This is a genomic window from Wolbachia endosymbiont of Laodelphax striatellus, assembly GCF_007115015.1.
GTDB lineage: Bacteria > Pseudomonadota > Alphaproteobacteria > Rickettsiales > Anaplasmataceae > Wolbachia.
Genome location: NZ_MUIX01000002.1, coordinates 138,397 through 153,818 on the forward strand (window position 1 = coordinate 138,397; position 15,422 = coordinate 153,818).

Here is a 15,422-nt window from a genome sequence, read left to right on the forward strand (position 1 = left end):
ACTTAAAAAAATCTTTTCACTAAAAGAGAACGCTTTCAAATTGGTAAGAAGAATTAAGTGTAGACAGCTACCTCTTTATATCATTTAGCAAATTTCTCATTTTTTTTTTACTTTTCCAAAGAATCCTTCAGATTTCTGCTCTACACTTTCATGTTCCTCTTCCTCAAGCGCTTTTAATAGCTCAATCTGCTTTTGGGTTAAATTCTTTGGATTTAAAGTCTCAACTATTACCTGTACGTATAAATCACCACGAGCATGTGAGTTCATATATGGCATACCCTTTTCCCTACAACGTAGTTTGGTACCAGTTTGAGTGCCTTCAGGGACCTTTACTTTTATTTTAGCTCCATCAATTGATTGAATATCGATTTCACCACCAAGTACTGCTAGTGTCATTCTTATAGGCACTTTACAGTGTAAATCTGCTCTATTGCGAGTGAAGATCTGATGAGTAGCTATTTTCACACATACGTATAAATCTCCGCTTTTTCCACCTCTTGCTCCAGCTTCTCCTTTACCACTGACCCTTACCTTAGCTCCTTCTTCTATGCCTTTTGGAATTGAAACGGAGATATTTACTTCATCTCTTTTACGCCCACTTCCACCGCATTTCTTACATTTATTTTGTATTATTTCTCCTTCCCCATAGCATGTAGTACACGTTCTTTCAATGGTAAAAAAGCCCTGTTGAGTTCTAATTCTACCGCTTCCCTGGCATGTGTTGCACTGAACTGGTTTGATTGCTCCTTCGCTACCTGTGCCTTGGCATGTATTACATTTTATATTTGTCACATAATGTATAGGTGCTTGTATTCCTTTAAATGCATCTTCTAAGGTAATTTTAAGGTCGTAGCGCAGATCTGCTCCAGATACTACTGTTGTACTTCTTTTTGTTCTTGACCTACTTGTACTGCCGCCGAATCCTCCACCAAAAAAATCGTTAAATATATCGCTAAAATCCCCTCCAGCTTGGCTGAAATCAAATCCACCGGAAGCACCATCGTGACCATAACGATCATAACCTGCTCTTTTTTCAGAGTCAGATAGAACTTCATATGCAGCTGTTACTTCTTTAAATTTTTCCTCTGCTTCCTTATTACCAGGATTTCTGTCAGGATGATATTTTAATGCTAGTTTTTTATATGCTTTTTTTATCTCGTCAGTACTAGCATTTCTGCTCACTTCTAGCAGATCATAATAGTCTTTTTTGTTCATATATAATAGCTCAGTATTTTACCTTTAAAGATAGGTATTACACATATCAATTTCAAGCATGACCTCTATTTCCTATAAAATATGGTGCACCCTGAGCGACTTGAACGCCCGACCTTTTGATCCGTAGTCAAATGCTCTAATCCAACTGAGCTAAGGGTGCTTGCACAAAGTTGACTTTAACAGATTTTATAGCTTATTTCAATTGTTTTGGCTAAAAATAAAACTCTTATCATGTATGAAACCTGTAAGAAATTGTACCAGCTCTCTTAAAGAATAACTTAAATTAACAATTTCCGATTACTGTGATTTTAGAACCGCTATCCGAATAAGAGCTTTTCACATTATACTGCCAAACTGCTAACAAATAGCGGAATGACGGTTGTATAAACTATTTTGGCTATATAAGAAGACGGGTTATGCAGAGACCTTAAAATACTTCTTGCTTGCCAAGGAGAATAAATACATTCCTACAAACAAGCAGATACTCAATATCGATGCATAGGAAAACTTGAAAATTAAATCTTTAATATATCTTGATAAGCATTTACCTGCAGAAATTTTGTATAGTAGTCCAACACAAACAATCGTACTATCAATGACTGATGCTATAATTAAAGTGATGAAATTTGCCATATGAAAATTCAATTTGGACTTTAATTTTTTTAAAATAACTATGCTTGAGAGAAGAGAGACTAGAATTGCAGTATATGAAACCAATATTACCAAACTAAAATTTTGCAATTTAAAAAGACAGCATATCACCGTACACACTATTAAGCTGTAAGTAGCTTTGCTTCTACCATGAAACTCAACCATTGAGTTTACAACTAAAGTAGCTCCTACAAATAAGGTAGCACATATCATTAATTTATTTGAAGTGTTAAGTAAAGAAAGACTGATAAGCAAGAGTATTGATAAAATGGACATAATCACCTACCCAAATTTAATAACATGCATTTATTTTAATCAGACATTACACATAATGAAAAATTTGTCTAGCGTAATCAAAAGTTATTTAAACTAGTACCTAAGTCTTTCAAATCTATTCTTATAATATCCTTTATATTGAGAGCTTTCTCCTCTGTCACTTTTCCAATACATGAAAAAACTATACCTTTAAACAATTCTTCAAACTTCCGCTGATTTTGCGGGGCAATGGTTACTAATATTCTACTTTGCGATTCAGAAAACATTATTATCTTGTTTATTATGTCTGTATTTTGTTTTTTTCCTATTGGTACTAGTGAAAGATCAATTTCAGCACCAAGGTCTCCTGCAATTAGCGATTTTGCCAGAGCAATAATTAAGCCGCCTAAGTTTGGTGCAATTGCAGAGACAATTATGTCATCTTTTATTGCCTGGTTGTAACGTTCATACAACTTTCTAGCGCTCTTTGCATCAACTTTTGGCACGTTGTTATTATCTATTCCACTATATAACTGATATTCAGATCTACCAAGCTCATCGTGGGTTGTACCAAGCACATATATCAAGTCCTCCGGCATTTTTACATCAAGCGATACCGCATTTTCAATATTGTCTATAACTCCAATTGCTGAAATGAGTAATGAAGGTGGTGCAGATATCATCACTTTCTCGCCATTTTCGTCATATCCCTTGAAGTCATTGAACATACTGTCTTTTCCGGATATGAATGGCGTTTTAAATGCAGTTGCAAAGTCGTAACAAGCCTCTGCAGCTCTCTTTAGTTGCCACAACCTTTCTGGATTATAAGCATCGCACCAGCAAAAATTATCGAGCAACGCTAGATGATTTATATTTCCTCCTGCAGCTACGTAGTTGCGTATGGCAGTGTCAATCGCACATGCTGCCATGTGATAAGTGTCAATTTCTCCATAACTTGAGCCAAATCCTTGCGATTTTACAACACCTTTATTTGAAGAAAGGATTGGTCTTGAAACAATAGCTTCACTGCACACTCTTCCCTTGCCCTGCAGTGGTTTCAGCACTGACGACCCTTGAACCTCATGATCATATTGTACCACTATGAACTCTTTGCTGCAAATGTTTGGTCTGCTCAGCATTTCTTTTAGTTCAGTTTCTTGGCTTGATGTCATGCAAGTAGCTGACACGCAAAGGGTGTCATGCAAACTGGAATCCATTTCACATTCAATTCCACCATTAGATGAATTTTGGCGTAAAATGTTTGCAGGCTTTACCTGCTGGATTCCAGTGTCAGCTACTTGCATGACAGGAAAGTATACAGCAGACTTCTTAGACCACGGTTTCGTCTGTAAATGCACTTTGGGATTACCGTCATGCAGAAATTCAGTTTCGATGTCCATTATTGCTGCCTCTGGGGGACATTTAACAACGGCTTTGCCACTTTTGTTGAATTCTCCAATTACACAGACCTCCACATCATGTGTTTTCATGATTTGCTTAAACGCAGGAAGATTTTCTTCTGGCACTGCTAAGGTCATTCTCTCTTGTGATTCTGATATCCATATTTCCCACGGAGCCATACCATCGTTTTTAATGAGAACCTTGCTCAAATCAACTTCAAATCCGTCTTTTCCCATTTCACCAATGGACGATGATAGACCGCCTGCTCCATTATCTGTTATTGCATTATAAAGACCAAGATCTCTTGCTTCTACGACGGCGTTGGATAATTTTTTTTGTGTTATAGGGTCACCAATTTGCACAATTGTTGAAGGGCTGTTTCCCGACAATGCCTCTGAAGAAAAAGTTGCACCGTGAATTCCATCTCTTCCAACTCTTCCACCAATAATTACGATTTTATCGCCGTTTTTAGGCCCTTTGATGTGTGAAGGTACATTATTTATACTGCGCGGAATAATTCCGACACTGCCAACAAAGACTAACGGCTTTCCACAAAATCTATCGTCAAAGTATACCGATCCAAGTTGCGTTGGAATACCGGAGCAATTACCAGCAACATTAACACCGTGAATCACTTCTTTCATTATATATTTTGGCGGTAAGATCTCATCAGTGCGCTCTTTATCTCTATAAAGTTTGCCTTTTGATTCTTTTGCAAAGCAAAAGTAATAAGTATTCATGATAGGTTCTGCACCTTTGCCAAAACCGACTATATCTCGATTAACTCCAAGCACTCCAGTCATTGCTCCACCGAACGGATCGAGAGCTGAAGGACTATTGTGAGTTTCAACTTTATCTACAATCAAGTAATCGTCATCAAAAATTATTCCTCCTGCGTTGTCGGAGAAAACTGACACGCATATGTTAGAATTTATCTCACGCGTTGCACGCTTAATATAATGAGCATATAGACCATCTTTTATTTCATCAATAGGGGAGCAAAAAATATTGTGTTTACAATGTTCAGACCAAGTCTGTGCCAGAGACTCAAGTTCAATATCATATGGATTTCTACCGAGTTTTTTAAAGTAATCCTTTATAGCTTTTATTGCTGCCAGCGAGAGCCCTAAAGTGCCATTACCATCGATTCCATCTCTGCTGATTTTTTCAAGCTCTTGGTCACTTACATTGAGTTTGACAGATTTTGCTCCATTATTACCTGGTGTCATCCCAGTGTTTGACACTGGAATCCATTCTTTTTTTTCCTGGTCACGCGCTGTAATGACACCAGGTGGGGTATTTGGTTTACTGTAATACTTCCAATGGCAATTGCCGTTTTCTTTATAGACAAGTGTGCAATATTCAGTAATAGGATTGAATTCCTGTTTTATGTCATCTTCGGTTGGAAAACCTCCTTGACTTAGAATCAATTTTGAACTTCTTGCCTTGATAGAAACACTTTCATCAATGTGGCCTTTGCTCATTAGATATTCTCTAACAATTTGTTTTACCGTGTTGCCTACGTTATCGGTCATGCCAGGCAGAAAGCTTATCTCCAAGCCCCACTTTGCTTGTGGTTCTATGAAGTTATATTGAACTTCTTCAAGGTTTTCATTGTAGGAATAATAACGGCAGTCTTGTATGGCTTTATTATAAAATAGCCCACAAATTTCTTCATGTAATTTTGATGGTAATTCTTTGCTTATGTAAATCAAGTAAACATTAACTATCCTTCTGCGGCCAACTTGTTCACATTTATTAAAAACTTCTATTCTGATGTTTGCCATGTAATATTGTGAAAGACTTTAATATATCATAGCATAAGAAACTGTGAGCACATTTATATTTTGAGTGATTTCTATATAATAAGATATTGTATTAATTGTTACTGTTAGTGGGAAGAGTTTTTACCGTTAACGTGGATGAGTCCTTTTTCAATGTATTGGTTCAACACATATTTTCTGAATATGAAAGAAGAGAAATTCCTAAAATAAAGATCATACTTCCCTGCAAGAGGGATGTGATAGCATTGTTGAGTGCATTCAAGAATTACAGAACTATAATTTTGCCAGAGATAGTTTCACTAGAGAATATTGATGAAGAAGATTTAATATTAAATCTTGATAGAGTTAAAGTTATTAACCCGACAAAGAGAACGCTGCTACTCATTCAATTCATATTGGAGTGGAATAAAAAACACAATGATAGTTTTCCAATCGATCTAGTTTACAGTTTGCCGTCATTACTTCAATATACCCAAATAGCGGATTGTTATCAGCTTGATGAGCATTCGAAGAAAATAGAGAATTTCATAAACTTACTTATCAAAACTTGGAGTAACACTTTAAAAAATTTAGGAGTAGTAGATATACTAAAGCATAAGAGTGACTACATAAACAATATGATAGCCTCCCTGCAGAAAGATCAGCATATGATCTTTATTGGAATTGGGAAGGAGGAGATTTATAAGTCGTTGATTAAAGCTGTATACGACCTGCCATTTGGAAAGATAATTTTACCTAATCTGAATTTGAAAATTAAAGAGAAAGATTGGCAATCACTTGATAAAAAACATTATCAATATTGCCTGAAAGATCTGCTCGATTATTTAAGTATAGGCAGAGAGGATGTAAGTTTTCTGCCAGAAGCGTGTTCTCCAGTGTCAAGCACTGGGATGACATCATCTACTACTCAAATTACCTGCAAATTACAATGTTCGTACACTAAAAATCAGAGGGCTGGGATGACAGGCAGTTCTGAGCTAGATTATGTCTTTGATACAACTGCCGATCTAAGTAAAGTTAGTAATGGATATATTGGCAATATTGAAGTCATCACTTGTGATTCCAGAGAGGAAGAAGCACAGGTGACGTCACTAATTATAGAGAATGAAGGTTATGAAAACGTTTCTTTGTTTGTTTTTGATAAATTACTTGCAGTTCGTATGGCGTGCCCCATATCGGAAAACTATTCTTATGTGACGCTTCTGCTTTATAGTATTGAGATTTTGAACTCAAAATGGAACGGTGTGGCATTGCTTTCTCTTCTTAAACATAGGCTAGTGACTTTTGGTTACGCTCAAGAAGAGTACACTCGTATTTTATCTGAGTTTGAGATAGAAGTATTGCGTAGCTTTGATATAAATGGTCTTAAGGATATTATCAACGCTATTGGTACTTGTAAAAAGTTAAGATATAAAGAAGATATATTAATTATTATCAGTAGATTAGAAATTATATTTAATCTTTTACTTAATCTTATAAATCATCCTATTTCTGCTATAGTAGCAGCTCATTTACAGTGTGTTAATGTGCTTTCTAATGTGAATTTTCTAGAGCTAAATGGTGAAATAGGTAATTTTACTCGCGATTTCTTAAATGCATGTGACGGTATAGCAATTGAGTGTTCCTTAGAGTTATATAGTCAAATTCTGGTATTATTTTTAAAAAGGAAGTTTTTTTCTTCAGAAAATAACTTTGATAAATTTAGCTTATATCAAAATAAAGTTGTAATACTTGCTGGATTTAATGATATACCAAATTTTCAGAATCCGTTTTTGAGTGCACTGAATAGAGAAAAATTTAACCTTCCTTCTGTGCAAGAAGAGCAAGGGTACTTTTTGTATACTTTGCGCAATTTATTTGGTGCCGGCAAGGTTTATATTACGAGGCTAATCAGTGATAGAAAATCAATTCTATTACACCGTTGGGAGATTCTGTTACAAAGAACAAAATATCCTTATCGCAATTGGCTAAGAATATTAAATACACCTGAGTGCATTGTTCCATGTACTCAGCCTATGCCAAAACCTCAAGCCAAAGTCAGAGAAGAAAAAATGCAAGTGATGTCTTGCAGTGCGGTAGAAAAACTGATTCGTAACCCTTATTCATTTTATGTTGAATACATACTGAACCTTAGACAGTTGAAAGACTTAAATTTTAAGCCATCGATATTGGAGTTTGGCACTATGGTACACAATATTCTTGTAAGATATTTACGCAACGAAAAGTCGCTGATGAGTATTGCACGAGAAATATTCTCGTCTAATCGATTCCACTTTTCAAATATGTGGTGGGTAAGGTTGCAGAGGATAATTCAATCTTTTGTTGAGTTTGATAGGACTGGAAACAATCATGTCGAATTAGAGAGGGAATTTTCTTATCCAATATTTCATGATCAGTGTCAAGCTACTCGAATGACAGAAGAAATTTCACTGGCGGCAAGATGCGATAGAGTGGAATATTTGTCAAATGAGCAAGTAACAATTATAGACTATAAACTTGGTTCACCACCTTCCAATGAAGAAGTTATGTCAGGATTTTTTCCGCAATTAATTTTACAAGCTTTAGCAGTGGAATACACAACAAAAAAAGAAGTCTCGGAGCTTGCTTATTGGAAACTTGATTATGATAAAATAAAGGTTATTGCTTTGAAAAATTATAGACAAAAAATGCATGAATTTCAGAATATTCTACCAGATTTCTTATCTCATTATTTAAGAGATACTACTCCCTTTATTGCCTCTCCTTATTTTGATAAATTCCTGAGATTTAATAGCTACAAACAACTAGAAAGGATAGGGGAGTGGTTATAAATTATATCTCCTCTCATCCAGATCAAAATAGCTGGTTGTACAGCTGGTTTACTAAGTGCAGTAGGAGAATTACTGGATTGTGATATAGACTCATCTTTGCTAGACTCAAACAACCATAAAAAAACACTAAAAAGTGATTCAATCAATTTTAGCCATTAAAACTTGAATAGTGGCTAAAATAGCTTTAAATTGTATATTTACTTTAGGAGGGGTATATGCCATCACAAAAACAGCTAAGTGCGCAGCTAATTGATGCTGCTAAAAAAGGACAGCTAGAGATATTACAATACTTGATAGAAGAGGGAGCAAATGTTAATGCAGAATCTCCGCGAAACATAACTGCTCTAATTCATGCTGCTGCCCATGGTCATCTTGAGGTAGTACAACTTCTAATAGCAAATGGAGCTGATTTAAATGTGAAACGTAAAGGTCAATTCTCTTCCCTAACATATGCTATTGTAAATGGCCATACGGAGATAGCAAAGCTTCTAACTAGATATCATTTAATAGCTAATCTTGATATGTCAATACCTCGCTTGCCTCTTCCTACTTGTATACCAGAGTTATCATCTTATTGGTATGACTGTAAGGATGAGCTCAAAAAAATGAAGGAAGAAGATAGTGAATTATATAATTTTCTTGTAAGTAAGAGAATTAATGAACAGGTAAGAATTTGGACAGAGAGTGAGAGAATACGAAATATTTCACAAGATAGATTAAATATAGAATACTCAATCTATGCTAAAGATTTAACAGGTAAAATAGAATTAGTGATATTTTTTCTTAACAACAGGGAAATAATCAATTCTTTATCGCGGTATTATAAGGTAAGAATTCAAACAATTGATCAAGTAAAAAGCCTACTTGATCGTTTCACAAGAGAACATGTAGAGCTTGAAGTAGAAATTGTTCCAGCGCAATTAAACTTTAATACTCAAGAATTACAACCCTCTAAACTAAAAACATTATCATTTGCACAAATGATGAACAATCATGCAGGATTATTTTCAGCTGCTAAAAGTGGTCAATTAGAAACAGTAAGATACCTGATAGAAAAACAGAAAGAAGATATTAATGCAACAGATCACTATGGAAGAACTGCTCTAATGTGGGCTGCTGGAAGTGGCTATTTAGAGGTAGTAAAGTACCTGATAGAAACAGCAAAAGCAAATGTTAACGTGAAAGATGAATATGAGGACACTGCTCTGAATTATGCTACTAGAAACGGGCATTTAGATGTAAAAGAATATCTGAAAGGTCATATACAAAAAGAGCTACGGAAGAAATACGTCTGCATTGGTGTGAGTGGTACAATATGACCTTACCCAGAAAAAGTAGTATTCATGAAAGGAGCGCAGATTGGGGGAACAGAAGCAGGAAATAATTGGATTGGCTATATCATCGATCAAACGCCAGGGCCAATGCTAGTAGTACAGCCGACAGTTGAAATGGGAAAACGTTGGTCAAAGGGAAGATTTGCACCACTGATTGAAAGTACACCATGTTTAAAAAGTAAAGTAAAAGACCCAAGATCAAGAGACTCAGGCAATACTGTACAAAGTAAGGAATTTCCAGGTGGAATAGTAGTAATAACTGGAGCAAATAGCAGTGTAGGACTTCGTTCTATGCCAGTAAAATATCTCTTTCTTGATGAGATAGATGCATATCCAGGAGATTCAGGAGGAGAAGGAGATCCAGTTTTACTCAGCATAGCTCGTACCAATACATTTGCACGGCGAAAGATTTTTTTAGTATCAACACCAACAATTCATGGAATAAGCAGAATTGAGAAGGAATTTGAAGCAACAGATAAGAGATATTTTTTTGTACCATGTCCGCATTGTAATTACTATCAAGTTCTAAAATGGTCACAAATAAAATGGGAAAATAACGACTCAAGAACAGCACATTATGTCTGCACTGAATGTAGCGGCAAAATAGAAAATCATCAAAAGACAGAGATGCTAGATCGTGGAGAATGGAGACCTACTAATAGAGTAAAAGGTGAGAAAAAAGGATTTCATCTTTCAAGTCTTTATAGCCCAGTTGGTTGGTATAGTTGGCAACAAGCAGTAGAAGATTTTCTCCATGCAAAAGAAAGTGAACAATTACTGAAAGTTTGGATAAATACTACGCTTGGAGAAACTTGGGTAGATAAAGGAGAAGTACCTGATTGGAAGCAATTATTTAACAGGAGAGAATTTTTTCAGATTGGCACAGTACCAAGGAGAGAAGTGGTACTTACTGCAGGAGTAGATGTCCAAAAAGATCGTCTAGAGGTGGAAGTTGTAGCATGGGGAAAAAGTCGTGAAAGTTGGTCAATAGACTACCGAGTATTTGAAGGAGATACAGGAGGTGGAGAAGTATGGGGAAAGCTTTCGGAGCTCCTCAATCATCATTTTATCGGTGAAAATGGGCTTGAATATATGATAAGTATGATGGCAGTAGATGCTGGATATGCAACGCAAGAAGTATACAACTGGGTAAGAGGTCATCAAGGATCTGGAAGAGTAATGGCAGTTAAAGGTGTAAATAAAGCCCTAGTGCCACTTAGCAGCCCAAGTAGAGTTGATATAACAGTTGGTGGTCAAAAGCTAAAAAGAGGAATAAAGCTATGGCCAGTAGGAGTATCGATATTAAAGTCAGAGCTTTTTCAATTACTTAATATTTTGAAAGAAGAAGAGAAAGTGCCAGCAGGATATTGTCATTTTCCGGAGTATGCACCTGAATATTTTAAGCAGCTAACGGCAGAGCAATTAGTCAGCAAGGTAGTAAAAGGATACACCAAACAAGAGTGGCAAAAAGTAAGAGAAAGAAATGAAGTACTAGATTGCCGAATTTACGCAAGAGCAGCATCTATTGCGCTTGGAATCGATCGTTGGCCAGAGAGTAAATGGAATAGTTTGAGTGGAAAAATAGAAAGTAAAAAACCTAAGAAAGTAAGACAGAGTAAGTGGCTGGAAAATGTATAACGAAGAGTATTTAGTTCAAGTCGAAGAAGCGATAAAGAAGCTGCAAAACGGAGAGCGAGTAGTATCAATTGCATATGGTGACCATGTAGTGAGATATGCTGAAGTTCAGATAAATGATTTACTAAACTTAAGACAACGTATTAAAGCTGAGCTAAAGATTGTTGGAATGAAACCGAAGAGAAAGATTGTTTTTTCAACGAGTAAAGGGATCATATAATGATAAAAATCGTTAAAAGGAACCGTATGACAAAAATTATAGCAAAAGAATATACAGAATTTTTAGAGCAGCTCAAAGAACAGATTGCTACTAGTCGTTATAAAGCAGCACTAGCAGTAAATAGCAAACTCATTGTGCTTTATCACTATATTGGTACAGAGATCTTAAGGCGCCAAAAAGAACATGGTTGGGGTGCTAAAATCATAGATCAGCTAAGTAAGGATTTGAGAAGCGCATTTCCAGAAATGAAGGGATTTAGTGCTAGGAATCTTACTTATATGCGTCAATTTGCTGCAGAATATCAAGATACTGAATTTACGCAGCAGGTTGCTGCACAATTGCCTTGGTTTCATATTGTAGTTATTTTAGATAAAGTAAAAGATCCAAAAGAAAGACTATTTTATTTTCAAAAAGCTATAGAGCACGGCTGGTCACGTAGTATAATGGTGATGCAAATCGAACGTGAATTGCACAAACGTCAAGGAAAAGCTGTTACTAACTTCAAAGATAAGTTACCTTCTCCCCAGTCAGATTTGGCACATTATACATTAAAAGATCCATATATTTTTGATTTTTTGAGTATAGGAGATGACGCTCATGAAAGAGAAGTAGAAAAAGGTCTTGTAGGCCATGTGGAAAAATTTCTGCTTGAGCTAGGAGAAGGATTTGCATTTGTAGGTAGGCAATTTCACTTAGATGTTGGAAATAAAGATTTCTATATTGATTTATTGTTTTACCATTTAAAGTTACGTTGCTTTGTAGTAATTGAGCTAAAAGATAAAGATTTCAAGCCAGAATATGCAGGAAAAATGAATTTTTATCTTTCAGCCGTTGATGATTTACTAAAGCATGAGACAGATCAACCATCTATAGGATTAATTTTATGCAAGTCAAAGGATAACGTACTAGCTAAGTATACACTGAAAGACATAAATAAACCGATAGGGTTGGCAGAATATAAAATTACTGAAAATCTACCAAAGAATATAAAGGCAGCTTTACCAACAGTAGAAGAGCTAGAGGCTGAGTTATCCAAAGTTTCAGATCAGGAAAAGTAATGCTATTAAAATCGTTCAAACAACTATTTAGTAAGCCAAAGATAAAAAGCTCAGCATGGGATGCAGCAGGCTCAGGAAGAAGGGTAATGTATTGGCAAGGAGAAGCGGGAAGCATAAATAATTTGCTGTCTCAAAACCTTGAAACTTTACGTAGCCGCTCTCGTGATATGGTAAGAAAAAATCCATATGCAGCAAATATTATTGATACAATAGTAAGTAACTCTATTGGAACAGGAATAAAACCGCAATCAAAAGCAAGAGATGGAGAATTTCGAAAGAAGGTGCAAGAATTATGGCTAAAATGGACAGATGAAGCAGATAGCTGTGGAATAAGTGATTTTTATGGATTACAAGCTCTAGTATGCAGAAGTATGATAGAGGGAGGAGAATGTTTTGTACGTCTGCGGATCCGAAAACCTGAAGATGGTCTGTGTGTACCTCTGCAATTACAAGTACTTGAATCTGAACATTTAGATAATAAAACAAATCAAACTTTAGCAAATGGTAACATAATCCGTAATGGCATTGAGTTTAACAGGCTTGGGCAAAGAGAAGCATATTACCTATTTAAAGAACACCCTGGTGAAGGCTCGTTTGGTGAATCAGTGAGAGTACCAGCAAATGATGTTTTACATATTTATAGACCATTAAGACCTGGACAAATTAGAGGGGAGCCTTGGCTTTCTAACGTGCTTTTAAAACTTTACGAACTTGACCAGTATGATGATGCAGAATTAGTACGAAAAAAGACTGCTGCGATGTTTGCTGGATTTATTACAAGGCTTGACCCAGAAGCAAATATTTTAGGTGAAAGTGAAAGTAATGAGCAAGGAGTAGCACTATCTGGCCTAGAACCTGGAACAATGCAGCTTTTAGACCCAGGAGAGGACATAAAATTTTCAGAGCCATCAGATGTAGGAGGAAGTTATGAAGCATTCATGAGACAGCAACTGAGGGCAATAGCAATAGGCACAGGAATAACATATGAGCAACTAACAGGAGATTTAACCGGTGTTAATTATTCATCCATTCGAGCAGGGCTGATAGAGTTTCGCAGAAGGTGTGGAATGTTACAGCATAACGTAATAGTGTTCCAGTTTTGTAGACCTATTTGGAATAGATGGCTAGAATTAGCAGTGCTTTGTGGAGAACTAAGTATAGATGAAAAAGTAGTAAAAGCAGCGAAAGAAGAAGTGAAATGGATACCACAGGGATTTGATTGGGTGGATCCTTTAAAAGATCAACAAGCACAGCAAATGGCAGTAAGGAATGGCTTCAAAAGTCGAGCAGAAGTAGTATCAGAAATGGGTTACGATGTAGAAGAAATAGATCAAGAAATAGCAGAAGATAAAAAGCGTGCAAATAGTCTCAATTTAATGTTTGACTCTGATTGCAAAGGATTATGATGCTCTTAGGAAAACCATTAATGCTTGAACCAAGGAGTTTTGAGCTATTGTCATTAAACAATCAAAAACATCCCACGTTTAAAAACATAAAGCACTCCATCAAAAGTAACGTAGAAAGAACTGCAATTATACCAATTCATGGAATCTTGACGAAAAAACCAGGTGCGTTTGATGAAATGGTGCGACCTGAAAGTCTTCGGTCATATTGTTTAAAAGGAGAGGAATTCATTCAGAAAGAAACTGAAAGGATTCTAAAACTTATTAAACCAGATGTTTTGCCGTCTGAGTCTACGCATCAGTGCGAATCGGGCAACCGGTTGGTGCCAAGCGATGCGGACAATGAACCTCCTCTTGAAAAAGAAGATGCTCAATCGTGAGAGGAGCATAAACTACAAGTATCATGTGGTTGGAGAGCTAGGCTAGTGGTATGGTGAACGTAAGTGAAGCTTCATAAGTATCGTAATGATTAAGGAGCTAAAGATGCTGATAAGCTCTGACCAAAAGGTAATGTGGATAAGTTACATTTTTCATTTCTAGATGTACGCAAATAATAATTCCACCGGTATAGAGAAGCCACCTAACCCACTGTTGTATGACTGGAGAAACAGGGTAAGCCTGTATTTTCGCCTACATGGCAAGCAAACCGCAAGGAATGCTGATGGAAGTGCAGGTAAAGGAGAATGGAGAAAGCGAATGCCATTTTGTAACGAAATGGATAGAATTTGTAACATTAATTCGCGTGAAAACGAGCAGACTTCCATTTGGTCCCTCGTGACAAGAAACTTTGTTAACCACTTAAGGTAGGAAAGCAGATGATTACAAGTAAACCTGTAAGTGCATCTACCGAAAGCTTTGAAGCATGGAAGCAATTGCCATGGAAGAAATGCCAGAAAGTTATTGTGAGGCTACAAAGACGTATTGTTAAGGCTGTCCAAGAAGGAAGATGGGGTAAGGTAAAAGCTTTACAACATCTTCTCACACGCTCTTTTAGCGGAAAAGCTTTGGCTGTTAAGAGAGTAACTGAAAACCAAGGAAAAACCACAGCAGGTGTAGATCGTCAACTATGGTCAACTTGCAATGCTAAATTTCAAGGAATAAAGCTGTTAAAACAAAGAGGATATAAACCTTCTCCGCTCAAACGAATTTATATCAGTAAATCTAATGGCAAAAGAAGGCCTCTCGGTATACCCACGATAAAAGATAGAGCGATGCAAGCATTATATCTGTTTGCTCTGGAACCGATAGCTGAAACGATCAGTGATCGTCACTCCTATGGCTTTAGACCTAAAAGATCCTGCGCGGATGCTATTGCTGCTTGTCACTTATTACTGGCAAGACGCAATCGACCACAATGGATACTAGAAGGTGATATCAAAGGGTGCTTTGACAACATTAACCATGAATGGCTTATGAAGCATATTCCTATGGAAAAGAAAATTCTTCATAGTTGGTTAAAGGCTGGTTTCCTAGAATCGAAAACTCTGTATCCCACAACTGCTGGCACTCCGCAAGGAAGTATAATTTCTCCAATACTAGCTAACTTTACCTTAGATGGTCTTGAACAGTTATTAGAAAGTCGCTTTGGTAAATTAGGTAGCAAAAGAAGAGGAAAAATCAGAAGTGGAGTGAATGTAATCAGGTACGCAGACGACT

At 36.4% G+C, this 15,422-nt stretch carries 9 protein-coding genes, 1 tRNA gene and 1 pseudogene; 8 read left to right on the forward strand and 3 right to left on the reverse strand.

Features of this window, described 5'->3' with window-relative positions:
• Window positions 1–96: 96 nt before the first annotated feature.
• From dnaJ to BVG17_RS08445, 3 genes are all read right to left on the reverse strand, one after another.
• The gene (dnaJ, locus tag BVG17_RS08430; RefSeq protein WP_063630612.1) at window positions 97–1,215 is read right to left on the reverse strand and encodes a molecular chaperone DnaJ; all 1,119 of its coding nucleotides are present in this window, start codon (window positions 1,213–1,215) and stop codon (window positions 97–99) included.
• A gap of 82 nt (window positions 1,216–1,297) precedes the next feature.
• Window positions 1,298–1,375, reverse strand: a tRNA-Arg gene (locus tag BVG17_RS08435).
• Between the two features lie 844 nt (window positions 1,376–2,219).
• Window positions 2,220–5,309 carry a phosphoribosylformylglycinamidine synthase subunit PurL gene (locus tag BVG17_RS08445; protein ID WP_063630611.1) on the reverse strand — a complete coding sequence of 1,030 codons (3,090 nt, stop codon included), beginning with the start codon at window positions 5,307–5,309 and terminating at the stop codon, window positions 2,220–2,222.
• A gap of 107 nt (window positions 5,310–5,416) precedes the next feature.
• Between BVG17_RS08445 and BVG17_RS08450 the strand changes: the two genes are divergently transcribed.
• The 8 genes and pseudogenes from BVG17_RS08450 to BVG17_RS08490 all read left to right on the forward strand — a co-directional run.
• Window positions 5,417–8,116: a PD-(D/E)XK nuclease family protein gene (locus tag BVG17_RS08450; RefSeq protein WP_172793444.1), complete on the forward strand. Its 2,700-nt coding sequence runs from the start codon at window positions 5,417–5,419 to the stop codon at window positions 8,114–8,116.
• 215 nt (window positions 8,117–8,331) lie between these two features.
• Complete coding sequence (locus BVG17_RS08455; protein WP_241654229.1) at window positions 8,332–9,435, forward strand: ankyrin repeat domain-containing protein; 1,104 nt, start codon at window positions 8,332–8,334, stop codon at window positions 9,433–9,435.
• 9 nt (window positions 9,436–9,444) lie between these two features.
• A pseudogene (locus BVG17_RS08460) lies at window positions 9,445–11,088 on the forward strand (phage terminase large subunit family protein); the annotation flags it as partial.
• Window positions 11,081–11,305 (forward strand): gpW family head-tail joining protein, encoded by a 225-nt coding sequence (locus BVG17_RS08465; RefSeq protein ID WP_007302777.1) that lies wholly within the window; start codon window positions 11,081–11,083, stop codon window positions 11,303–11,305. The pseudogene BVG17_RS08460 and the gene BVG17_RS08465, both read left to right, overlap by 8 nt.
• A gap of 26 nt (window positions 11,306–11,331) precedes the next feature.
• The gene (locus BVG17_RS08470; protein WP_063631091.1) at window positions 11,332–12,363 is read left to right on the forward strand and encodes a PDDEXK nuclease domain-containing protein; all 1,032 of its coding nucleotides are present in this window, start codon (window positions 11,332–11,334) and stop codon (window positions 12,361–12,363) included.
• On the forward strand, window positions 12,363–13,769 hold the full coding sequence (locus BVG17_RS08475; RefSeq protein ID WP_143688977.1) for a phage portal protein: 1,407 nt from the start codon (window positions 12,363–12,365) through the stop codon (window positions 13,767–13,769). The genes BVG17_RS08470 and BVG17_RS08475 overlap by 1 nt, the downstream gene beginning before the upstream one ends.
• Window positions 13,769–14,146 (forward strand): hypothetical protein, encoded by a 378-nt coding sequence (locus tag BVG17_RS09860; protein WP_143688978.1) that lies wholly within the window; start codon window positions 13,769–13,771, stop codon window positions 14,144–14,146. Before BVG17_RS08475 ends, BVG17_RS09860 begins: the two co-directional genes overlap by 1 nt.
• Window positions 14,147–14,581: 435 nt before the next feature.
• Window positions 14,582–15,422, forward strand: an 841-nt coding sequence (locus BVG17_RS08490) for a reverse transcriptase domain-containing protein (RefSeq protein ID WP_177429426.1), incomplete at its 3' end; no start/stop codon positions are given.